The following is a 21,451-nucleotide window of genomic DNA, read 5'->3' as shown; positions in this document are numbered from 1 at the left end:
GGTGGTCGCCGTGCTGGGTACGACGAGGCGAGGCTTGAAGCGGTGAACGTGCTGGACATCCTGTTGCTGGTCGCCGCCCTGTGGTTCGCGGTCGTCGGCTACCGCCAGGGCTTCGTCGTCGGCATCCTGTCGGTGATCGGCTTCCTCGGCGGCGGTCTCGCCGCCGTGTATGTGCTGCCCGTGATCTGGGACGCCATGACGGACAGTGCCGAGGTCGGCACGACCGCCGCCGTCGTCGCGGTCGTCGTCGTCATAGTCTGTGCCTCCGTCGGCCAGGCCCTGACCACCCATCTCGGCAACAAGCTGCGCCGCTACATCTCCTGGTCGCCGGCCCGCGCTCTCGACGCCACCGGCGGGGCCCTGGTCAACGTCGTCGCGATGCTCCTGGTCGCCTGGCTGGTCGGCTCGGCCCTCGCCGGTACGACACTGTCCACACTGGGCCGGGAGGTCCGCGGCTCCAAAGTGCTGCTCGGGGTCTCCAGGGTGCTGCCCGACCGGGCCGACACGTGGTTCGCCGACTTCTCCTCCATCCTCGCGCAGAACGGATTCCCGCAGGTCTTCAGCCCGTTCGCCAGCGAGCCGATCAACGACGTACGGCCGCCGGACCAGGCTCTCGCGAGCAGTCCCGTGGCCGACCGCGCGCAGCGTTCCATTGTCAAGGTCATGGGCACCGCCGAGAGTTGCGGCAAGGTCCTGGAGGGCACCGGCTTCGTCTTCGCCGACCGCCGCGTGATGACCAACGCGCATGTCGTGGGCGGCGTCGACGAACCGACCGTGCAGATAGGCGGCGAGGGAAGGAAGTACGACGCACGGGTCGTCCTCTACGACTGGGAGCGCGACATCGCCGTCCTCGACGTCCCCGACATGAAGGCACCGGCACTGCGGTTCGCGACCGAGGACGCGAGCAGCGGTGACGGCGCCATCGTCGCCGGCTTCCCCGAGAACGGGGCGTACGACGTGCGGGCCGCCCGCGTACGCGGCCGCATCACGGCCACCGGCGCGGATATCTACCACCGGAGCACGGTCCGGCGCGATGTGTACTCCCTGTTCGCGAACGTCCGTCAGGGCAACTCCGGCGGCCCGCTGCTGAGCACCGAGGGCACGGTCTACGGCGTGGTCTTCGCCAAGTCCCGCGACAATGCCGAGACGGGATACGCGCTCACCGTGGACGAGATCCAGGAGGACATCGCCAAGGGACGTACCGTGAACCGGCAGGTGGACAGCGACAGCTGCGCGCTGTGAGGTGAGTGGGCGTCAGCCGCGGGGATGACGCAGGCGTACGGACACCCAGCGGGCCCGGCGACGGAGGATGCGCGGGATTCCCACCCTGAGGTCCGTTGCCGCCATCTGTGGTGCACCGCCTCGCTGATGGGAACCCACACCGCCCGCCGTACGGCGATTGCGGCTTGCGTCACTGTAGTCGTGCGTCCAGCCCATACCCCGACGTTTGCCCCCGCCTCATGGTCGATAACCGCCTCAGGGGCCTGCATTTGGCCTATGCGGCAGGCAATTGGCGTTCGTCGGACAAGTGTTCAGAATGCGGGGACCGGAAGCCGCACGGAGAGCGTCCGACCGGTTACCGGTCGGGCTCGGGATCCTTCAGCCAGTTGATCAGTTCTGTGGAGAAGGCGACCGGGTCCTCTTCGTGCGGGAAGTGGCATAGCCCGTCGAACAACCGCCAGCGGTACGGCGCTTCGACGTACTGCCCGGAACCCGCGGCACTGCGCGTGCGGACGACCGGGTCCAGCGAGCCGTGCAGATGCAGCGTCGGCACCCGCACCGGCCGCTTCATCCTGCGGTTGAACTGGATGCCGTCCGGGCGGGCCAGGGAGCGCACCATCCAGCGGTACGGCTCGATCGAGCAGTGTGCCGTGGAGGGGACGCACATGGCCCGCCGGTAGATCTCCAGTGCCTTGTCGTCGGGCGGCTGCGGCCCGGACCAGTCCTGGATGAGCTTCGCCACCAGTGCCCCGTCGTCCGCGGTGAGCTGCCGCTCCGGGATCCAGGGCCGCTGGAACCCCCAGATGTGGGACAGAGCGGCCGACTGCCTGGCGTCGGAGAGCATCGCCGACCGCCAGCGCCGTGGATGCGGCATGGACGTGACCGCCAGCCGTCGTACGAGCTTGGGGCGCATCGCCGCCGCCGTCCACGCCAGGTATCCGCCCAGGTCGTGTCCGACCAGCGCGGCGTCCGGCTCGCCGAGGGAGCGGATCACCCCGGTGATGTCCAGCGCGAGGTTGGCCGGGTCGTAACCGCGCGGCGTACGGTCGCTGCCGCCGACGCCCCGCAGGTCCATGGCGACAGCCCGGAAACCGGCGTCGGCGAGCGCCGGCAGCTGGTGCCGCCAGGTCCACCAGAACTGGGGGAAGCCGTGCAGCAGCAGCACCAGGGGGCCGTCGCCCAGCTCCGCGATGTGGAAACGTGCGCCGTTGGCGGCGACGTCCCGGTGGATGAGCCCCGTGCCGCCGGGGATGTCGAGGCGTACGGCCGAAGAGGGGTGCGCCGAAGGGGTGGTGGCGGGGTCCGTCATGAGGACGAGCGTGCCACAGCCTCGATGCCCTGGGGGACCCGGTCCTGAGGCAGGGCGGGACGCGGGTGCGGCTTGGCCTTCTGCAGGACGCCCGCCGTCTCCTTCATCGAGGCGGCGACCTTCTGCGGGCCGCGGCCCTTCTTGGCCTTCTTGGCGAAGGTGATGCCGATGAGTGCGAGGACCGCGGCGATCAGCACGTTCGCCGCGAAGGACAGCAGGAAGCAGAGCGCGAGGTTCCAGCCGCTCCAGGTGCGGATTCCGTAGGCGAGGGCGAAGTTCAGCATCGGCAGGGAGAACAGGAGCAGCACTCCGGCCGCCGTGAACGCGCCGCCACTGGTCGCACCCCGCTTGACGTCTTGCCTGAGCTGCGCCTTCGCCAGCGCGATCTCGTCGTGCACCAGCGCCGACATGTCGGCTGTCGCCGAGGCGAACAGCTGGCCGATGCTGCGTTCGGCGCCGACCGGGCTGCCGTCGGGTGCGCTCATCGCGGTCTCCCTCTCCTGCGTACGTCTGGCGTACGTTCCTCGTGCCTGCGCGTACGGTCCAGTCTTTTGTACCGTCTCGTCAGATCATGCCGGACCGTCGTGCCCGTCGCCTGCCCCGCCCGCCCTTTCGGCAAGCGCGTCCTGCTCGGCGGCCTTCTCCCGGGCGAGTCGCCGGTGTTCGGCGGCCTTGCGTTCAAGGATGTCGGCCATGCGCAGGTGGTACGCCGGGTCGTCCTGTTCGTAGACGTCGGGAATGCCGCTGAGGTCCTCGTCGCGCTCCTCTTCCTCGATCAGCCTGCGGTACTTGGCGTTCCGTAGCTTCAGCAGGACGGTCGCGACGGCGGTGGCGATCAGCGATCCGGTCAGGACGGCGGCCTTGACGCTGTCCGTCATCGTCGCGTCGCCCTCGAAGGCGAGTTCACCGATGAGCAGCGAGACGGTGAAACCGATACCGGCCAGGGTCGCCACCGCGAGCACGTCCGCCCAGGCGAGGTCGTCGCTGAGTGAGGCCTTGGTGAATCGAGCTGTCAGCCAGGTGCCACCGAAGATGCCGAGCATCTTGCCGACGACGAGGCCGAGCACCACGCCGAGCGTCTCGGGCTGGGTGAACACCTCCGCGAGTGCGTCGCCGGAGACGACCACACCGGCGCTGAACAGGGCGAACAACGGGACCGCGAGACCCGCGGACAGGGGCCGCACGAGATGCTCGATGTGCTCACCGGGGGAGTTCTCCTCGCCCTCGCGACGGTGACAGCGCAGCATCAGGCCCATGGCGACACCGGCGATGGTGGCGTGGATGCCGCTGTTGTACATCAGCCCCCACACGGCCAGCGCCAGCGGCACGTACACGTACCAGCCGTGTACCTCCTTGCGCAGCAGCAGCCAGAAGAGGGCCAGGCCGAGGGCCGCGCCGCCGAGCGCCACGAAGTTCAGGTCGGAGGTGAAGAAGACCGCGATGATCAGGATCGCGAACAGGTCGTCGACGACGGCGAGGGTGAGCAGGAAGGCGCGCAGTGCGCTCGGCAGGGACGTGCCGATGACGGCGAGCACGGCGAGCGCGAAGGCGATGTCGGTGGCGGTGGGCACGGCCCAGCCGGCCAGGGAGCCGCCGCCGATGCCGCTGGTGACCGCGTAGACCAGCGCCGGTGCGGCCATGCCGCACAGGGCGGCGACGACGGGGAGCGCGGCGGCCTTGGGATCACGCAGATCGCCGGCGACGAGTTCGCGTTTGAGCTCGATCCCGGCGACGAAGAAGAAGACCGCGAGCAGCCCGTCGGCTGCCCAGTGCGCCACGGACAGGTTCAGCCCGAGGGCCGTGGGGCCGAAGTGGAAGTCGCTGACGCTTTCGTAGCTGTCGTGCACTGCCGGTATGTTCGCCCAGACCAGCGCGGCTACGGCGGCGAGGAGGAGCAGGACACCGCCGACCGTCTCGGTGCGCAGTGCGTCCGCGACGTACGACCGCTCGGGCAGGGAGAGATGCCCGAAGGCTTTGCGGGGGCCGGGGGTGCGGGGCGCGGTCACGGAGTGTTCCTCTGGTCGACGGGCAGCACGAATCGTGTGCCGACCAGACTTCCCGGCGCTCCATGAGACAACAGCTTTCAGCCCACCCTAGCCAACGTGCCCCGGAGCCGCACCGGCGGTCCCGGGGCATCAGCAGGCCCGGGGCATCCGGCGCACGGGTGCGCCGGATGCCCGCCTCGTGATCAGCCGGGTCCGCTCAGTCCTCCGCGGACGCCTGGGGCAGCTTGGCCTGGATGAGGTCCATGACCGTGGAGTCCGTCAGCGTGGTGACGTCTCCGAGCTGGCGGTTTTCCGCGACGTCGCGCAACAGACGGCGCATGATCTTGCCGGAGCGGGTCTTCGGCAGCTCGGCCACCGGCAGGATCCGCTTGGGCTTGGCGATCGGGCCGAGTGTGGTGCCCACGTGGTTCCGGAGTTCGCCGACGAGGTCCTCGGTCTCCGCCGCCGTTCCGCGCAGGATCACGAAGGCGACGATCGCCTGGCCGGTCGTCTCGTCCGCTGCGCCCACCACGGCCGCCTCGGCGACCGACGGGTGGCTGACCAGGGCGGACTCGACCTCCGTGGTGGAGATGTTGTGCCCGGACACCAGCATCACGTCGTCGACCCGGCCGAGCAGCCAGATGTCGCCGTCGTCGTCCCTCTTGGCACCGTCACCGGCGAAGTACTTGCCCTCGAAGCGCGACCAGTACGTGTCGATGAACCGCTGGTCGTCGCCCCAGATGGTGCGCAGCATCGACGGCCATGGCTCGGTCAGGACCAGGTAACCGCCGCCGCCGCTGGGCACCTCGTTCGCCTCGTCGTCGACGACGGTCGCGGCGATGCCGGGCAGCGGGGTCTGGGCGGAGCCCGGCTTGGCGTCGGTCACACCCGGCAGCGGGGAGATCATGATGCCGCCCGTCTCGGTCTGCCACCAGGTGTCCACCACGGGGGTGCGGTCCGCACCGATGTTCTTGCGGTACCAGATCCACGCCTCGGGGTTGATCGGCTCACCGACGGAGCCCAGCACCCGCAGCGAGGACAGGTCGAACTTCGCGGGGATGTCGTCGCCCCACTTCATGAACGTCCGGATCGCGGTGGGCGCCGTGTACAGGATCGTCACGCCGTACTTCTGCACGATCTCCCAGAAGCGGCCCTGGTGCGGAGTGTCCGGGGTGCCCTCGTACATGACCTGGGTGGCGCCGTTGGCGAGCGGGCCGTAGACGATGTAGGAGTGCCCGGTGACCCAGCCGACGTCGGCCGTGCACCAGTACACGTCGGTCTCGGGCTTGAGGTCGAACACCGACCAGTGCGTGTACGCCGTCTGGGTCAGGAAGCCGCCGGAGGTGTGCAGGATGCCCTTCGGCTTACCCGTGGTCCCCGAGGTGTAGAGGATGAACAGCGGGTGCTCGGCCTCGAACGCCTCCGGGGTGTGCTCGGCGCTCTGCCGCTCCACCATGTCGTGCCACCACACGTCGCGGCCCTCGGTCCAGGCGACGTCCTGGCCGGTGCGGCGGACGACGAGGACGTGCGCCACGCTCTTCACACGGGCGACGGCCTCGTCCACGGCCGGCTTGAGCGCGGAGGGCTTGCCACGCCGGTAGCCGCCGTCGGCAGTGATGACGACACGCGCGTCGGCGTCCTGGATACGGGTGGCCAGCGCGTCCGCCGAGAAGCCGCCGAAGACCACGGAGTGCGCGGCGCCGATCCGGGCGCAGGCCAGCATCGCGACGGCGGCCTCGGGGATCATCGGCATGTAGACGGCGACCCGGTCGCCCTTCTGCACGCCCAGCTCCAGCAGGGCGTTGGCGGCCTTGGACACCTCGTCCTTGAGCTGGGCGTAGGTGAGGGCGCGGCTGTCACCCGGCTCGCCCTCGAAGTGGATGGCGACCCGGTCGCCGTGCCCGGCCTCCACATGGCGGTCCACGCAGTTGTAGGCGACGTTGAGCTCGCCGTCCTTGAACCACTTGGCGAACGGCGGGTTCGACCAGTCCAGGGTCTCGGTGGGCTCGGTGGCCCAGGTCAGCCGGCGGGCCTGCTCGGCCCAGAAGCCGAGCCTGTCAGCCTTGGCCTGTTCGTACGCCTCCGCCGTGACGTTGGCATTCGCGGCCAGGTCGGCGGGGGGCGAGAAGCGACGCTCCTCCTTCAAAAGGTTGGCCAGGCTTTCATTGCTCACGGCATCTGCCTTTCCCAGGGTGTCCGTTGTGTCCCAGGCCACAGCTCATCAGACCCGAGGGTGCGCTGACAAGGGCCGACGGAAAATTGGTTTAGACCTGTCGGGATCGCATGGCGCGATGTGTATCACTCCTTCCCACGGGCCCCGGAGCAAGCCGGTTCAAAGGGTGTCGCCCCTCACAGCCGGGCGCGCCTCTCACATCACCAGGTCCGCGTCCCGGACCCGGTCGAAGACTGGTGCATCGTCCCGCTCGTGAGGAGGTAGGCCTGGGCCTTCCCCACATGGAAGTACAGCCCGTGCAGCTCCAGTGCCCCGTCCTTCAGCGCCCGGGCCACCGACTCGTGGGCAGCAGCAGGGTCAGAGTCAGCAGGCTCACCGAGAGCGCCGCGGGGTGCGAGTTCGCCAACTGGGCGGGAAGGGCACGGAGGTTGTCGGGGGCGGAGCTCTGCGGGGTGCCGCCGAGCGGAGCTCTGCGGGGTGCCGCCGAGGACGATGGGCAGCTGGGCGACGGCGATGGTGACGCCGATACCGGCGGGCATGCCGTGTGCGATCGCCGGGCTGACGGCGAGCGCGCCGCGCGCCACCCGCAGGCAGCTCAGTCCGAGCTGGGTGAGGCCCGCGAGGCCGGTGATGGCGCAGGTCGTCCGCCATCCGTAGTGCTGGATGAGGTCGGCGGTGACGACGGTGAGTCCGGCGGCCGGACCGCTGACCTGGAGGGCCGCCGATCCGCCCGGCGACGAGTCCGCCGACGGCGGCGGCGACCAGTCCGGCCCGGAGCGGCGCGCCGGTGGTGAGGGCGATGCCGAGGGACAGCGGAAGGGTGATGAGGAAGACCGCGACCGCGGCCGACACATCGGCGCTCGCGATGCGGAAACGCCGGGGTCCGGGCGGTGGCGGGCTGTGGGGCGGGTGGGCGCGCTCGGTGTGGTTCGAATCGGCGGCGCGGGCGGGAACGCAGGCTGACACGGTGTCCCGTCTCCTTCAGGTCTGGGCGGTCACGTGACGGGCGGCCCCGCTCGACGGCGGGGCGGTCGCGACCGTGGGGCACGGCCCCAGAACGGTGGGAAGTGACAACAATCAGTAAACAGATCGTAATTCCGAGTAAAGTGCTGGCATAGACTTTCCGGGCAAATGGAGGAGTCAATCACTCCAGCGAGTGAAGTGGCCATTTCATCGGCTTGTCGTATTAATTCCTTCTTCATTCCGTGCGACGTTGACGGCGCTGTCGGCATGGACCGGCACAGCACCAGACAACGCCCTCGTCGAGCTCGGCCCGAGAGAAGGAAGAAGGTGGGCGGATGGCCGCCACCCACAGGATCGCCACGGGCACCGTGATCACCGCGGTCTGCCTCGCCTCGCTCGCCGCCTGCGGAACCGGCACCGACAGCGCCGGCGAACCGGCGCTGGACCGGGAGAAGGCCAAGCCGGCGCCCGCACCGAAGAACGTCGTACGGCTGATCGGCGACGGATCCACCGCGTACACCGGGTCACAGCCCCACCTGCCCCGGCCCGAGCCGCTGAAGCCCGGCGAAAAGCCCCCGCAGTTCGTCGTCTTCTCCTGGGACGGTGCCGGCGAAGACGGCCAGAAGCTCTTCTCCCACTTCCGCAAGGTCGCCAAGCAGAACAACGCGACCATGACGTACTTCCTGAGCGGCGTGTATCTGCTCCCCGAGGAGAAGCGTGACCTGTACAGACCGCCGCAGCACTCCCCGGGCCGCTCCGACATCGGCTTCAACGACCAGCAGGGCATCGCCGACACCGTGAAGCAACTGCGGCTGGCCTGGCTGGAGGGCAACGAAATCGGCACCCACTTCAACGGGCACTTCTGCGGCAGCGCAGGCGGGGTGGGTGAATGGTCGGTGGCGGACTGGAAGGACGAGATCGCCCAGGCCAAGCGCTTCGTGAAGACCTGGAAGACCAACGCCGGAATGAAGAACTCGGCGCCCCTGCCCTTCGACTACGACAAGGAGCTCATCGGCGCCCGCACTCCCTGCCTGGAAGGGCAGAAGAACTTCATGAAGGCCGCCCGTGAACTGGGCTTCCGCTACGACACCAGCGGAGTCAACAACCAGGTGTGGCCGAAGAAGAAGAAGGGACTGTGGGACCTGTCGATGCAGCTCGTGCCCTTCCCCGGGCACTCCTTCGAACAGCTCACCATGGACTACAACTTCATGGTCAACCAGTCCGGCACCACCACCCAGGGCGACCCCGCCAAGCACGAGCTGTGGGGCGACCAGATGCGGGACGGCCTGCTGCAGGGCTTCGAACGGGCCTACCAGGGCAACAGGGCGCCCCTGATCATCGGCAACCACTTCGAGTCCTGGAACGGCGGCACCTACATGCGGGCCGTCGAGGAGGTCATCGAGAGAGTGTGCAACAAGTCCGATGTGCGCTGTGTCTCCTTCCGGCAGCTGGTGGACTGGCTGGACGCCCAGAACCCGGCGACCCTGGCGAAACTGCGCACGCTGGGCGTCGGTGAGGCCCCGGCGAAGGACTGGACGTCCTTCCTGCCCGGCGGCCCCGCCCCGGCTCCCAAGGGGGCACCGGGGTCCCCGGCGGCGAAGGAGTGAGCGTCAGGCGGGCGCCGTGACGTTCTCGCCGAGCACGGAAGTGGGGTCGACCTGGCTGCCAGGCCGACCCCCGGTCTCTCCCGCCTCCTCACCAGACGTGATGAACGAGTGACCATGAGTGCCCGCCGGGCGTGAAGAAGACCACTCCACCGTGGGGTGGGCTCCCAGGGTGCGTAATGTCGTACTCATGAGTACGACAGGCGCGACCGCCGACCCGCTCGCGGCCCTGGGTGCCCTGCCCGGTGTGGCCGACTCCGTGGAGTCCGTGCGCAAGGCCGTGGACCGGGTCTACGGGCACCGGGTCATGCGGCGGCGCAGCAATGAGATCACCTTCGAGGCGGCGCTGCGCGGCGCCCGAGGCTCCGCGGCGCTGTCGGGCGCGGACTGGGAACTGGAGGAGGTGCGCCGACGCAGTGACTTCAGCGGCGACGACGAGGCGCGCACGATCGGTGCGGCCCTGCGCCTGACCGCGGAGGCGGGCCAGTTGCTGTCCATCTGGCGGCAGTCGCCGCTGAGGGTGCTGGCCCGGCTGCACCTGGTCGCGGCGGCCGACAACACCGAGCAGGTCGGGCGGCCCCGGCGCGAGGCCGAGCCGGTCGACGAGCCGCTGATCGGACTCCCGCTGCCGGGCGCGGCGGAGGCGCACGGCCGGCTGGAAGGGCTGTCGGAACTGATCATCTCGGGCGGTTCCGCGCCGGCGCTGGTGACGGCCGCCGTCGTGCATGGCGAGCTCCTCGCGTTGCGCCCGTTCACCTCCCACAACGGTCTGGTCGCGCGTACGGCTGAACGCATCGTCCTGGTCGGCAGCGGGCTCGATCCCAAGTCGGTCTGTGCCGCCGAGGTCGGGCACGCCGAACTGGGGCGGGAGGCCTATCTGCAGGCGCTGGAGGGCTATGTCTCCGGGACCCCCGGGGGAGTGGCCGCGTGGATCGCCCACTGCGGGCGGGCGATCGGGCTCGGGGCACGCGAGTCGATGGCGGTGTGCGAGGCACTACAGCGCGGGGCGGCGTGAGCGAAGGGCCGCACAACGGGCTGCGCGGAGATGCGGCGGTACGAATACTCGTACCGCCGCTGGCATGTTCACCGCGTTACCAAGCGTCCTCGATATATGCCCATCAGGCCGGGAACTTTGCCCGTCTCCTGGTGCGGCTGGCCCGTATTCGACGGGTCGACGTCGCGTGGGTGCCCGGTGTTCATGCGCGGTCCGTGGGGCCGAATGCGTTGTGAAGGTGATCCTCTCGGATGTCCTTGGTCTCGCGGGCCGTTACGTCCTTTGTACTCCGGGTTCGAAGCAAGCGGAAGTCCCAGCCCTGCTTCTTTACTTTTACGTTCAAAGGCGCGCCGAACGGCCGAACGGGCGCTGAATGGCGAGCAGATCCGCCGGCCGTCCGCGCGGCGCCCTGCGCGGAATGGCGAGTAGGTCCGCCGGCCGTCCGCGCGGCCCGTGGGCAGGCGCTCAGGCCGCCGGTGCGCGGCGGCGACTGGCGTACCAGACGAGGCCCGCGGTGGCCGCTGCGGCTCCTATCGCGGCCGCCGCGACCAGTGCGGGGCGGGGTGGTACGGAGAACGCGGGGAAGCGCTGCTTGAGGCGTACCGGCCGGTGGAATTCGAGGATCGGCCACTCGCGCGCGAGAGCCTCGCGGCGCAGCGCGCGGTCCGGGTTCACGGCGTGCGGGTGGCCCACGGACTCCAGCATCGGCACATCGGTCGCCGAATCGCTGTAGGCGTAGCAACGGGCCAGGTCGTAGCCCTCGGACGCGGCCAGTTCCCGAATCGCCTCGGCCTTGGTCGGGCCGTACGCGTAGTACTCGACCTCGCCGGTGAAGCACCCGTCGTCCCCCACCACCATGCGGGTGGCCACCACCCGGTCGGCGCCGAGGAGTTCGCCGATCGGCTCGACCACCTCGGCGCCCGACGTGGACACGATCACGACATCGCGGCCCGCGGTGTGGTGCTGCTCGATGAGGGTGGCCGCCTCGTCGTAGATGATCGGGTCGATCAGGTCGTGCAGCGTCTCGGCGACGATCTCCTTGACCTGCTGGACGTTCCAGCCGCGGCACAGGGCCGACAGATACTTGCGCATCCGCTCCATCTGGTCGTGATCCGCGCCGCCGGCGAGGAACACGAACTGGGCATAAGCGGTACGCAGGACCGCCCTGCGGTTGATCAGACCGCCTTGGTAGAACGACTTGCTGAACGTGAGCGTGCTCGACTTCGCAATGACCGTCTTGTCCAGGTCGAAGAAGGCGGCTGCGCGGGGCAAGGAGTGGTTTTCCACATCCCTGAGCATAGGCGCAGCCCATTCGGCGTAAGGTGGGGCGTGTGGGTTTGCCTGAGAGAGCTCTCGGGTACACCATGGAAGTCACGGATCGTTCGCGACCGTGTCTAACCCGGTCCGACTCCTCCCCCCCCGAGTCGGCCGTGGGGACGACCCCCGCTCTCCCCCCCGGCGGGGGTCGTCGCATGTCCGGACGCATTTTCTCCACTCAGCCCGCGCTTCAGGCGCCGTTGACCGCGTCTGTGGGGTCCTTTGTCATGCGCACGCTAAGTCACTCATGGTAGCCGTGGGGCTGCTCGGCGGAGCTCGCGCAAAGGGTGCGTAGGGCTCACCGGTATGGGTGACCGCGATATTCACAGCGGCTGCCCCGTCCACAGAAATCCACCAAGATCCACATGTTTTTCCGGATCGCTGCACCGTGATTCCAGCGCGACGACGCTCGCCGCGAGTTCATGCCCGGTTCGGACTGCCGGGTCGTGCTGGGCCGGTTTCCGCCGGCCGCTCATCGGAAGACCACTCGCCGGTTCTTCACACACCTGCGAACCGCGGGGCCGCAGAGGCTGCGCGAGAGATACAGCAAAGGGGGACGAACATGAACGGAACCATCACGTACGACCCGCCGCCCGCCTCCGGAGGAGGCCGGCAGGGCGCACCGCTGATCGTCACCGAGGACGCCGGACTCCTCGACGACCTGTTGCGCCTGTGCGCGGCGGCCGGCGCCACACCGGAAGTCCATCATGGGCTGCCGGAGTCGAGAGGCAGCTGGGAGGCGGCACCGCTCGTCCTGGTCGGCGATGACGCCGCACGACGAGTGCGCGGGGCGGCACGCAGGCCCGGAGTGGTGCTGGTCGGGCGCGACCAGGACGACTCCGGTGTCTGGCGGCGGGCCGTCGAGATCGGCGCCGACCATGTGCTGATGCTGCCCGACGGTGAGCAGTGGCTGGTCGACCGCATCGCCGACGTGGCCGAAGGTGTCGGCCGGCCCGCGCTGACCGTGGGAGTCATCGGCGGCAGAGGCGGCGCCGGCGCGTCCACGCTCGCGTGTGCGCTCGCCGTCACCTCTGCGCGAGAGGGGCTGCGCACGCTGCTCGTGGACGCGGACCCCCTGGGCGGCGGACTCGACGTGGCCCTCGGCGGGGAGACGGCGAAAGGACTGCGCTGGCCCGCGTTCGCCGCGTCACGCGGGCGGGTCGGCGGAGGGGCCCTGGAAGAGTCACTGCCGGAACTGCACTCGCTGCGGGTCCTCAGCTGGGACCGCGGCGACTGCCTCGCCGTACCGCCCAGGGCCGTACGGGCGGTGCTCGCCGCGGCCCGGCGCGGGGGCGGGACCGTCGTGGTCGATCTGCCGCGCCGCGTCGACGACGGGGTGGCCGAAGTCCTCGCCCAACTCGACCTCGGCCTCCTCGTGGTCCCCGCGGAACTGCGCGCACTCGCGGCGGCGGGCCGTGTCGCCTCCGCCATGGGCATGGTGCTGCGCGACCTGAGGGTGGCGGTACGCGGGCCCTACGCACCGGGCCTGGACGACCGTGAGGTGGCCAGGCTGCTGGGACTGCCGCTTGCTGGAGACGTGCCCGTCGAGCCCGCCCTGCAACGCCCGTACGACACGGGACGACCCCCCGGGGCGTCCGGCAGGGGCCCGCTGGCCCGCTTCTGCAGGGAGTTCTGGGAGCGCGCGCTGGTGGAGGCGAGGGCGGTATGAGGGGACCGGCGGTGAGCGGGGCGGCGATGGCACCGGGTCTGCTCGACGGGGTGCGGCGGTGGCTGGCAGAGAGCGGGGCCGAGCCGACACCGGCGCGGGTGGCGCAGGCGCTGCGCGACCAGGGCCGGGTGCTCGGGGACGCCGAGGTTCTGGGTGCCGCCGAGCAGTTGCGGTCCGAGCTGGTCGGCAGCGGTCCGCTCGAACGGCTGCTGGCTGATCCGTCGGTGACCGACGTTCTGGTGTCGGCGCCGGACCGGGTCTGGGTGGACCGGGGCGGCGGGCTGGAGCTCAGCGAGGTCGCCTTCCCGGACGAGAGGGCCGTCCGGCGCCTGGCTCAGCGGCTCGCCGCCGTGGCCGGTCGGCGCCTCGACGACGCCCGGCCGTGGGTCGACGCACGGCTGCCCGACGGGACACGGCTGCACGCGGTGCTCCCCCCGGTGGCAGTGGGTTGCACCTGCCTGTCGCTGCGGGTCGTACGGCCGCGCGCTTTCACACTCGGCGAACTGGTGGCGGCCGGGACGGTGCCGCCGGGCGGGGACCGCGTGCTGCGGGCACTGCTGGACGCACGGTTGTCGTTCCTGGTGAGCGGGGGGACCGGCAGCGGCAAGACAACCCTGCTGAGCGCGCTGCTGGGACTGGTCGGGCCGGATGAACGGATCGTCCTGGCCGAGGATTCGGCGGAACTGCGTCCGGACCATCCCCATGTCGTGCGTCTGGAGACCAGGCCCGCCAACCAGGAGGGTGCGGGACTCGTCACCCTCGAGGACCTGGTACGGCAGGCGCTGCGGATGCGACCGGACCGGCTGGTCGTGGGCGAGGTCCGCGGCCCCGAGGTGGCCCATCTCCTGGCCGCCCTCAACACGGGCCATGAAGGCGGCGCATGCACGGTCCATGCCAACGCCGCCGTCGACGTGCCGGCCCGGCTGGAGGCGCTCGGTACGGCCGCGGGACTCGATCGGTTCGCCCTGCACAGTCAGCTCGCGGCCGCTCTCTCGGTGGTGCTGCATCTCGTTCGTGACCGCAGCGGCCGACGGCGGATCGCGGAGGTTCATGTGCTGGAGCGGGACCCGTCGGGACTGGTGCGGACGGTGCCGGCGCTGCGCTGGGGACCGGAGGCGTTCGTCCGCGAGCGGGGCTGGGAGCGGCTGCGGGAACTGCTCCGCGACGCGAGTGGTGGCGGACCTTGGCAGGAGGCCGGGGGATGAACGGGACGACCGAGGTATCGATGACCGCGGCTGTCGCCTGTCTGGTGGCCGCAGCCTGGTTGCTGAGCGGCGGGAATGCCGGGGCCAGGCGGGCTCGGTTGCTGCTGGCCGGTGCGGGCACGGTGGGGAGCGGGCCGCCGGAGTGGCCCTGGGTGATCCGTGAGTGGGGCCGGGTCCGAGGGCGGCTGCGGGGCGAGTGGTGGTCGTTGGCCGCCGGGGTGGTGCTGGCGTCGCTGGGCACGTCGGTGCTGCCGCTCCTCGCGGGGGCGGCCGGAGTGCCACTGCTGCGGCGGGTGCGGCGGGCCGCCGGGGAGCGCCGGGCCCGGGAGAAGCGTGGGGATGCGGTGATCGCGTTGTGCGGAGCGCTCGCCGGGGAGGTGCGTGCCGGGCGGCAGCCGGGTGAGGCTCTGCTGTCGGCCGCGCGGGACTCCGGCGGGCTGGGTGATACGCAGGCGGCCGTACTGGCGGCGGCGCGATTCGGCGGGGACGTTCCGGACGCGCTCGCGGCGGCGGCACGGCGCTCGGGTGCCGAAGGGCTGCGGGGACTCGCCGCGTGCTGGCGGGTGGCGGTGGACCAGGGAGCCGGGCTCGCCGCAGGCCTCGACCGGCTGGAGGCGGCGCTGCGCGCGGAACGGGACCAGCGGGCCGATCTGCGCGCGCAGTTGGCCGGTGCCCGCGCCACGGCGGTGATGCTCGCCGGGCTCCCGGTCGTGGGCCTGGCGCTCGGCGCGGCGCTCGGTGCGGACCCACTGCGCATCCTCCTGCACACGCCGTCGGGACTGGCCTGTCTGGCGGCCGGCGGGGCGCTGGAGGGCCTGGGGCTGTGGTGGGCGCTGCGGATCATGCGGAGTGCCGAGGAGGTGACGGCATGAGCGGGGACGTCGTCCACAGGCTGGGGGCCGTTGTGGGGATCATGTCGGCGCTCGCCTGGTCGGCGGGGTGGTGGCAGCGCACGCGGTGCGAGCGGAGAGCACGGCGACGACTGGCCGAGGTCCTGCCACCGGCACGGACGGTGACTGCTTCTCGCGCAGGGCTGCTCAGGGCTGCGCGGAGTGCGCTGCCGCTCGTGGGCGTGGCATGTGCCGGGTGGGGGCTGGTGGGCGGCCTCGCCGGATGGGTGGTGGGACTGGCCGCCGCGGCCGGGCTGTGGCGGTGGCGGCTGCGGCAGACAGCGGCCGCTGTGCGCGCAGGGGAGACCCCCGGTGCCGAGGCGGCACGTCAACTCCCCCTGGCCGCCGATCTGCTGTCTGCCTGTATCGCCGCCGGCGCCGGGCCGGTCCTGGCGGCGCAGGCCGTCGGGGAGGCCCTGGGCGGGCCGGTCGGGGACGCGCTGGCGCGGGGCGCGGCGGAGGTGCGTCTCGGCGGCGAACCGGGTGCGGCGTGGTGCCGGCTGGGTGTGCTGAAGGGCGCCCTGCGGCTGGCCCGGTTGCTGGAACGGGCCGATGTGTCAGGGCTTCCCCTGGCCACCCCCGTTGGCCGGCTCGCCGCCGAGGCCCGCGCGGAGTGGAGCCGCGAGACGACGGCACGGGCACGGCGGGCGGCCGTCATGATCAGCGCCCCGGTGGGGCTGTGCTTCCTGCCCGCGTTCATCGCGATCGGTGTGGTGCCCGTGGTGATCGGGCTCGCGGGTGGAGTTCTGGAAGGAGGTGGTGTGTGACGGGAGGTACGACCGGCAGAACGAGCAGTACCCACAGGATCAATGCGACTTTCTCCTTACGGGGGTTGAGATGTATCAGGCGGTACGGGCACGACTGCGTGCCCTGGTGTGGAAGGTGCGTACGGCACGGAGCGACGCCGGAATGGTGACCTCGGAGTACGCCATGGGAATCGTGGCGGCGGTGGCCTTCGCCGTGGTGCTCTACAAGGTGGTCAACAGCGGACCGGTCAGCACGGCACTGCGGAACATCGTGCAGCAGGCACTTGATGGCCGGATGTGAGCGGCGCGCGGACCGTGGGTTCGTGACGGCGGAGGCGGCCATGGTGCTGCCCGTCCTGGTGATGTTCGCGATGGCACTCGTCTGGGGCCTGCTGGTGGTCGCCGCGCGGATCCAGTGCGTGGACGCGGCGTACACGGGCGCCCGCGCGGCGGCCCGGCAGGATCCGCCCGACGCGGTGGTCGAGGTGACCCGCGAGGCGGCACCGCCCGGCGCGCGGGTCACGGTGAGCCGGGGGGCGGAGCACGTCCGGGTGGTCGTCGTGGCCAGGCCCCCGGTGCTGCACGGGTTGCCGTTCGAACTGCGGGAGGAGGCCGTTGCGGCGGTGGAGGAGACGGTGGGGGTGGGAGCGTGAGATCCCGGTCCTGCGAGCGGTGGCCCGTGGAGGGCCGAGGGGTTGCTCGCGGCACCGGCCGGAGGCCGGCCGGGCAGCGGCCCGAAGACCCCGTCCACGGGGTGTCCAGTGACAGGCCCGGTCGTGAGGGCGGGAAGCGCGGTTTCTTGAGGCGCGCGCGGGGCTCCGACCGAGGATCGGCGACGGTGTGGAGTGTCGGTGCGATCGCCGTGCTGTGTGTGGTGTTCGGCATCGTTCTCGCCCTCGGACACGCCGTCGTGGTCCGGCACCGGGCGGCAGGGGGCGCGGATCTGGCGGCGCTCGCGGCGGCCGACCACTGGATGGAGGGCGGTACGGCTGCCTGCGAGCGGGCGGAGCGGGTGGCCCGAGCGCGGGACATGCGGCTCGTGCGGTGCGCGATCACCGGGGAGGTCTCGGACGTGTCGGTGGTTTCGAGCGGAGGGCCGTTCGCGGTGGAGGTGAGGGCGAGGGCGGGGCCCGCCGGCGGAGTGGAACCGCCGACGGAGGTTCCGGCCCAGGATCCGGTCGTGGTTCCGAGGCGGCCCTCGGGCCGGGGCGCGGTTGGCCGGGGCTTTGGGGCCGGCTTCGTGCCCGTGACGGTCGGGGCCATGGAGTCGGACCCGGTTCCCGGCGGGGCGTGCCCCGGAGCCGACTCCCGTCCCGGGCGGGCTCCGGGTGCCCCGGGCCGGCCGGCTCCGGATGGGGATGAGGACCCGGGTGCAGGGTGCGGATTCGGCGCCGGCGTCAGTGCGCGCCCAGCCCCGGGAGTCCGCCCCGGCCCCGGCGCCGATGTCGACCCGGGATCCGGATGAGGTCCCGGCTCGGGAGGCTCTGGTTGGGGAGGTCCCGGCTCGGGAGGCCTTGGCTCGCGGGGGCCCGGATCAGCCCTCGGCTCCGGAGTCCGCCTCGGCCGCCGGTGGCCGCCCGGGTTCCGCAGCAGAGGACTCCTCGGCCATGCCGACCACCTCCGTCTCCCCCGTCTTTTCCGCCGGTGCGCCGTCCAGCAGCACGGTGAGCAGCCGTACCGCGCCCCGCTTGTGCAGAGGGTCGTTGCCGTTGCCGCACTTGGGGGACTGGATACAGGAGGGGCAGCCGGCGTCGCATTCGCAGGAGGCGATGGCCTGGCGGGTGGCCGTGAGCCAGGAGCGGGCGGTGTGGAAGGCCCGTTCCGCGAAGCCCGCGCCGCCCGGGTGGCCGTCGTAGACGAAGACCGTGGGCAGCAGGGTGTCGGGGTGGAGCGGGATGGAGACACCACCGATGTCCCAGCGGTCGCAGGTCGCGAAGAGCGGCAGCATGCCGATGGACGCGTGCTCGGCGGCGTGCAGGGCACCGCCGAGGATCTCCGGGTTGATCCTGGACCGGTCCAGCTGGTCCTCGGTGACCGTCCACCACACCGCGCGGGTGCGCAGCGTACGAGGAGGGAGGTCGAGCTTCGTCTCACCCAGCACTTCACCGGTGATCTGGCGGCGGCGCAGGAAGGAGACCACCTGGTTGGTGACCTCGACGGAGCCGTAGCACAGGCGGCCGTCGCCCCACGGGATCTCGGTGTCCGTCTCCAGCACGGAGATCGACGTCGTGTCCCGGGCCACCGTCGTGTAGGTCGGGGTGGCCCGCTCGACCAGGGCGACGGAGTCCTCCAGGTCCAGGGAGCGGACGAGGTACGTGAGGCCCTGGTGCAGATGGACCGCGCCCTCGTGGACACTCGTGTGCGCGGCGCCCGCGTCGACCGTGCCCAGCAGTCTGCCCGTACCGGCCTCGACGACCTGCACCGGGCGGCCGCCCTCGCCACGGATGTCGGTCAGATCGGCGGCTCGCTCGCGGCGGGTCCAGTGCCAGGCCTTCGTCCGCCGGCGCAGCAGCTTCGCGGCCTCCAACTGCGGGAGCAGCTCCCCGGCGGCCGGGCCGAACAGGGCCAGGTCCTCCTCCGTCAGGGGCAGTTCCTCGGCCGCCGCGCACAGATGCGGGGCAAGCACGTAGGGGTTGTCGGGATCAAGGACGGTGGACTCCACCGGCTGGTCGAAGAGGGCCTCGGGGTGGTGGACGAGGAACGTGTCCAGGGGGTCGTCGCGGGCGACCAGGACGGCGAGGGCACCCTGCCCGGAACGGCCCGCGCGGCCGGCCTGCTGCCACAGAGAGGCCCGGGTGCCGGGGTAGCCGGCGATCACCACGGCGTCCAGACCGGAGATGTCCACGCCGAGTTCGAGGGCGTTCGTCGCCGCCAGGCCGAGGAGCTCGCCGGAGTGCAGGGCGCGCTCGAGAGCGCGGCGCTCCTCGGGGAGATAGCCGCCCCGGTACGCCGCGACACGCCGGGCCAGGGAGCGGTCGACCTCGGCGAGGCGCTCCTGGGCGATCACGGAGATGAGCTCGGCGCCACGCCGGGAGCGCACGAAAGTGACCGAGCGGACGCCCTGCACGGTGAGGTCGGTCAGCAGATCGGCGGCCTCCGCGGTGGCCGTGCGGCGGACGGGGGCGCCCTTCTCGCCGTGCAGCTCGGTGAGCGGCGGTTCCCAGAGGGCGAACACCAGTTCACCGCGTGGTGAGGCGTCGTCGGCCACCTCCACCACCGGAAGGCCGGTGAGGCGGCGGGCGGCGACCGCGGGTTCGGCGGCGGTCGCCGAGGCCAGCAGGAACACGGGGGAGGCGCCGTAGCGGGCGCACAGGCGCCGCAGTCGGCGCAGCACCTGAGCGACATGTGAGCCGAACACCCCCCGGTAGGTGTGGCACTCGTCGATGACGACGTACTTCAGCGACTTCAGGAAGGAGGACCAGCGGGGGTGGGACGGCAGGATGCCCCGGTGCAGCATGTCCGGGTTGGTCAGGACGTAGTTGGCGTACTGGCGGATCCACTCGCGTTCCTCGAACGGCGTGTCCCCGTCGTAGACCGCCGCGCGCACCGAATGGCCCAACGGTTGTGAAAGTTCCTTCACGGACCGGCACTGGTCCGCGGCGAGGGCTTTCGTGGGCGCGAGATACAGGGCGGTCGCCCCGCGGCCGTTCGGCGCCTCGGCTCCGTCCAGGAGCGTGGACATGACGGGCGTGAGATACGCCAGGGACTTGCCGGACGCCGTACCGGTGGCGACCACGACGGACTCGCCGTCCAGGGCGTGCTCGGCGGCGCGTGCCTGGTGGGCCCACGGGTGGTCGATGCCCGCGGCCTGCACGGCGGCGACGACCTCCGCGCGGATCCGGTCCGGCCAGACGGCATGGCGACCCGCGCGCGGGGGCAAGTGCTCCGTATGAGTAACGCGCGAAGCCCGGCTCGGCCCGGACATGAGCCGGTCCAGGACCATGCCCGGCGTGGTCCTGGACGGGGTGTCCGTCGGGGGTCGATCGGATCGGTGATTCTCGGCCATCGGCACCGAGTGTGTCACTGGCGTGACGGACAATGGGGCCAAGGCGTCGTGCACGCCTGCCGGTAAGTGATTGAATGCCATCGCGGCTGGCGAACCGTCCAGGGGGCTGAGCCGAGATGCCCCAAGGGCGACCGCTCGATAGCTAGGTGCTGGAGGATCCGTGGACCTGTCCCTGTCGACCGAGACCATGGGCGATCGCACGATCGTCAGGGTCGGTGGCGAAATCGACGTATATACCGCGCCCAAGCTGCGCGAGCAGCTGGTCGAGCTGGTGAATGACGGCAGTTTCCACCTTGTCGTCGACATGGAAGGTGTGGACTTCCTCGACTCCACCGGACTCGGCGTGCTGGTCGGCGGCCTGAAGCGTGTGCGAGCCCATGAGGGCTCGTTGCGCCTGGTCTGCAACCAGGAGCGCATTCTCAAGATCTTCCGTATTACCGGCCTCACCAAGGTGTTCCCGATTCACACCTCGGTCGAGGAAGCGGTCGCGGCCACAGACTGACCGCCCCGCTCCCGGGCCGCGGTGTCCGGGCGGCAGAAGAGGAACATGAGGAGGGCCGGGCGTTCGGCGGCCCGGCCTCTCCACAGCACGCCCGTAGTTGCGAGGGGGATGCATGGCCACCGTTGAACTCCGCTTCAGCGCGCTGCCCGAGCATGTCAGGACCGCCCGTCTCGTGGCGGCGGCGGTGGCGCGCAGGGCCGGAGTGGACGAGGCCGTCCTCGACGAGGTCCGGCTCGCCGTCGGTGAGGCGTGCAGCAGGGCCGTGGGACTGCACCAGCACGGCGGCATCTCGGCACCCGTGAAGGTGCTGCTGATCGAGGAGGAGAAGCAGTTCTCCATCGAGGTCGGCGACGAGGCGCCTCATACGCCCCCGGGCGGACGTGCGTCCGGTGACGGGCCCGACACCGACGTGGAGACCGAGGAGGACGAGATGGGCCTCGCGGTCATCAGCGGCCTCGTCGACGACGTCGAGGTCAGTGCGGGGAAACACGGCGGATCGATCCGCATGAGGTGGCCCACCGTGCCGCCGGCCACCCTCCTCGCCTGACCCGGTTCACCCGGACGGCGACTCTTTCGACGAAGGGCCCCCTTGTGGGGCCCTTCGTCATGTGCGGGTGTCGGTGACCGCCCTTACAGTGGTCTCGTGCGGTTGATCGCGTGAATTCGTTCACGATCGATCCGCGCCCTGGAAATGCGATCACGTGAATGCTTCAAAGGCATTACCGACTTCGGGTGACTGGCCACCCGGCGATCATCGTGGAAGAGTGCATGCAAGCCATTTACATTTCCCGTGCTCTGTTTTGATCAGGTTCCGGTACCTACAATCCCGTCCACATCTTGAGCTCAGCCCAAGCGTCAAGGAGGACG

General features: G+C 70.9%; 18 protein-coding genes and 2 pseudogenes. 12 read left to right on the top strand and 8 right to left on the bottom strand.

The genetic code is table 11. The features are described from left to right. The first annotated feature begins 42 nt into the window (after positions 1-42). Positions 43-1,242 (top strand): MarP family serine protease, encoded by a 1,200-nt coding sequence (locus ACZ5C2_RS17505; protein WP_468791306.1) that lies wholly within the window; start codon positions 43-45, stop codon positions 1,240-1,242. A gap of 12 nt (positions 1,243-1,254) precedes the next feature. On the opposite strand, the gene ACZ5C2_RS17500 is transcribed toward ACZ5C2_RS17505, so the two are convergent. The 6 genes and pseudogenes from ACZ5C2_RS17500 to ACZ5C2_RS17475 form a co-directional block, all read right to left on the bottom strand. Then, positions 1,255-1,437, bottom strand: coding sequence for a hypothetical protein (locus ACZ5C2_RS17500; protein ID WP_468791303.1), 183 nt, complete (start codon positions 1,435-1,437; stop codon positions 1,255-1,257). A 139-nt stretch (positions 1,438-1,576) separates the two neighbouring features. Continuing rightward, a complete protein-coding gene (locus ACZ5C2_RS17495; RefSeq protein WP_468791300.1) occupies positions 1,577-2,530 on the bottom strand; it encodes an alpha/beta fold hydrolase in 954 nt (317 codons plus the stop codon). Next, positions 2,527-3,015, bottom strand: a complete 489-nt coding sequence (locus ACZ5C2_RS17490) for a phage holin family protein (protein WP_468791297.1) — start codon at positions 3,013-3,015, stop codon at positions 2,527-2,529. Before ACZ5C2_RS17490 ends, ACZ5C2_RS17495 begins: the two co-directional genes overlap by 4 nt. Before the next feature lie 84 nt (positions 3,016-3,099). Further along, entirely contained in the window at positions 3,100-4,536 is a 1,437-nt protein-coding gene (gene nhaA / locus ACZ5C2_RS17485) for a Na+/H+ antiporter NhaA (RefSeq protein ID WP_468791294.1), read from the bottom strand. Between the two features lie 196 nt (positions 4,537-4,732). Further along, positions 4,733-6,688, bottom strand: coding sequence for an acetate--CoA ligase (gene acs / locus ACZ5C2_RS17480; protein WP_468791292.1), 1,956 nt, complete (start codon positions 6,686-6,688; stop codon positions 4,733-4,735). 322 nt (positions 6,689-7,010) lie between these two features. Continuing rightward, a pseudogene (locus ACZ5C2_RS17475) lies at positions 7,011-7,654 on the bottom strand (SulP family inorganic anion transporter); the annotation flags it as partial. Positions 7,655-7,986: 332 nt separating this feature from the next. Between ACZ5C2_RS17475 and ACZ5C2_RS17470 the strand changes: the two are divergent. Both ACZ5C2_RS17470 and ACZ5C2_RS17465 read left to right on the top strand, forming a co-directional pair. Further along, on the top strand, positions 7,987-9,258 hold the full coding sequence (locus ACZ5C2_RS17470) for a polysaccharide deacetylase family protein (protein WP_468791290.1): 1,272 nt from the start codon (positions 7,987-7,989) through the stop codon (positions 9,256-9,258). 187 nt (positions 9,259-9,445) lie between these two features. Further along, on the top strand, positions 9,446-10,270 hold the full coding sequence (locus ACZ5C2_RS17465; RefSeq protein WP_468791288.1) for a Fic family protein: 825 nt from the start codon (positions 9,446-9,448) through the stop codon (positions 10,268-10,270). Between the two features lie 444 nt (positions 10,271-10,714). On the opposite strand, the gene ACZ5C2_RS17460 is transcribed toward ACZ5C2_RS17465, so the two are convergent. After that, a complete protein-coding gene (locus tag ACZ5C2_RS17460) occupies positions 10,715-11,548 on the bottom strand; it encodes an HAD family hydrolase (RefSeq protein ID WP_468791287.1) in 834 nt (277 codons plus the stop codon). A gap of 580 nt (positions 11,549-12,128) precedes the next feature. Here ACZ5C2_RS17460 and ssd point away from each other — a divergent pair. From ssd to ACZ5C2_RS17425, 7 genes and pseudogenes are all read left to right on the top strand, one after another. Then, the gene (gene ssd, locus ACZ5C2_RS17455; RefSeq protein ID WP_468791285.1) at positions 12,129-13,235 is read left to right on the top strand and encodes a septum site-determining protein Ssd; all 1,107 of its coding nucleotides are present in this window, start codon (positions 12,129-12,131) and stop codon (positions 13,233-13,235) included. Continuing rightward, the gene (locus ACZ5C2_RS17450) at positions 13,232-14,440 is read left to right on the top strand and encodes a TadA family conjugal transfer-associated ATPase (protein ID WP_468791283.1); all 1,209 of its coding nucleotides are present in this window, start codon (positions 13,232-13,234) and stop codon (positions 14,438-14,440) included. The genes ssd and ACZ5C2_RS17450 overlap by 4 nt, the downstream gene beginning before the upstream one ends. After that, the gene (locus tag ACZ5C2_RS17445) at positions 14,437-15,312 is read left to right on the top strand and encodes a type II secretion system F family protein (protein ID WP_468791281.1); all 876 of its coding nucleotides are present in this window, start codon (positions 14,437-14,439) and stop codon (positions 15,310-15,312) included. The genes ACZ5C2_RS17450 and ACZ5C2_RS17445 overlap by 4 nt, the downstream gene beginning before the upstream one ends. Next, the gene (locus tag ACZ5C2_RS17440; protein WP_468791279.1) at positions 15,309-16,097 is read left to right on the top strand and encodes a type II secretion system F family protein; all 789 of its coding nucleotides are present in this window, start codon (positions 15,309-15,311) and stop codon (positions 16,095-16,097) included. Before ACZ5C2_RS17445 ends, ACZ5C2_RS17440 begins: the two co-directional genes overlap by 4 nt. 70 nt (positions 16,098-16,167) lie before the next feature. Further along, on the top strand, positions 16,168-16,377 hold the full coding sequence (locus ACZ5C2_RS17435; protein WP_468791277.1) for a DUF4244 domain-containing protein: 210 nt from the start codon (positions 16,168-16,170) through the stop codon (positions 16,375-16,377). Next, the gene (locus ACZ5C2_RS17430) at positions 16,364-16,729 is read left to right on the top strand and encodes a TadE family type IV pilus minor pilin (protein ID WP_468791275.1); all 366 of its coding nucleotides are present in this window, start codon (positions 16,364-16,366) and stop codon (positions 16,727-16,729) included. The genes ACZ5C2_RS17435 and ACZ5C2_RS17430 overlap by 14 nt, the downstream gene beginning before the upstream one ends. Positions 16,730-16,875: 146 nt before the next feature. Beyond that, positions 16,876-17,229 (top strand): annotated as a pseudogene (locus ACZ5C2_RS17425) (Rv3654c family TadE-like protein); the annotation flags it as partial. 381 nt (positions 17,230-17,610) lie between these two features. Here the strand turns inward: ACZ5C2_RS17425 and ACZ5C2_RS17420 are convergent. After that, positions 17,611-20,163, bottom strand: a complete 2,553-nt coding sequence (locus ACZ5C2_RS17420; RefSeq protein ID WP_468791273.1) for a DEAD/DEAH box helicase — start codon at positions 20,161-20,163, stop codon at positions 17,611-17,613. Positions 20,164-20,242: 79 nt separating this feature from the next. Between ACZ5C2_RS17420 and bldG the strand changes: the two genes are divergently transcribed. Both bldG and ACZ5C2_RS17410 read left to right on the top strand, forming a co-directional pair. Then, positions 20,243-20,584: an anti-sigma factor antagonist BldG gene (gene bldG / locus ACZ5C2_RS17415; protein WP_003991900.1), complete on the top strand. Its 342-nt coding sequence runs from the start codon at positions 20,243-20,245 to the stop codon at positions 20,582-20,584. 112 nt (positions 20,585-20,696) lie between these two features. Further along, on the top strand, positions 20,697-21,131 hold the full coding sequence (locus ACZ5C2_RS17410) for an ATP-binding protein (protein WP_468791271.1): 435 nt from the start codon (positions 20,697-20,699) through the stop codon (positions 21,129-21,131). The last annotated feature ends 320 nt before the right edge of the window (positions 21,132-21,451 follow it).

Source organism: Streptomyces sp. NPDC031365, assembly GCF_055569765.1.
Note: the sequence above shows the minus strand (reverse complement) of the source record. Positions and strands in the feature narration are given on the sequence as shown.

Excerpts from the sequence above, each read along its gene's own strand:
- ACZ5C2_RS17500 (WP_468791303.1), bottom strand. The coding sequence starts at position 1,437 with ATGGGCTGGACGCACGACTACAGTGACGCAAGCCGCAATCGCCGTACG.
- ACZ5C2_RS17495 (WP_468791300.1), bottom strand. The coding sequence starts at position 2,530 with ATGACGGACCCCGCCACCACCCCTTCGGCGCACCCCTCTTCGGCCGTA.
- ACZ5C2_RS17490 (WP_468791297.1), bottom strand. The coding sequence starts at position 3,015 with ATGAGCGCACCCGACGGCAGCCCGGTCGGCGCCGAACGCAGCATCGGC.
- ACZ5C2_RS17470 (WP_468791290.1), top strand. The coding sequence starts at position 7,987 with ATGGCCGCCACCCACAGGATCGCCACGGGCACCGTGATCACCGCGGTC.
- ACZ5C2_RS17465 (WP_468791288.1), top strand. The coding sequence starts at position 9,446 with ATGAGTACGACAGGCGCGACCGCCGACCCGCTCGCGGCCCTGGGTGCC.
- ACZ5C2_RS17460 (WP_468791287.1), bottom strand. The coding sequence starts at position 11,548 with ATGCTCAGGGATGTGGAAAACCACTCCTTGCCCCGCGCAGCCGCCTTC.
- ssd (WP_468791285.1), top strand. The coding sequence starts at position 12,129 with ATGAACGGAACCATCACGTACGACCCGCCGCCCGCCTCCGGAGGAGGC.
- ACZ5C2_RS17450 (WP_468791283.1), top strand. The coding sequence starts at position 13,232 with ATGAGGGGACCGGCGGTGAGCGGGGCGGCGATGGCACCGGGTCTGCTC.
- ACZ5C2_RS17445 (WP_468791281.1), top strand. The coding sequence starts at position 14,437 with ATGAACGGGACGACCGAGGTATCGATGACCGCGGCTGTCGCCTGTCTG.
- ACZ5C2_RS17440 (WP_468791279.1), top strand. The coding sequence starts at position 15,309 with ATGAGCGGGGACGTCGTCCACAGGCTGGGGGCCGTTGTGGGGATCATG.
- ACZ5C2_RS17435 (WP_468791277.1), top strand. The coding sequence starts at position 16,168 with ATGTATCAGGCGGTACGGGCACGACTGCGTGCCCTGGTGTGGAAGGTG.
- ACZ5C2_RS17430 (WP_468791275.1), top strand. The coding sequence starts at position 16,364 with ATGGCCGGATGTGAGCGGCGCGCGGACCGTGGGTTCGTGACGGCGGAG.
- ACZ5C2_RS17420 (WP_468791273.1), bottom strand. The coding sequence starts at position 20,163 with ATGGCATTCAATCACTTACCGGCAGGCGTGCACGACGCCTTGGCCCCA.
- ACZ5C2_RS17410 (WP_468791271.1), top strand. The coding sequence starts at position 20,697 with ATGGCCACCGTTGAACTCCGCTTCAGCGCGCTGCCCGAGCATGTCAGG.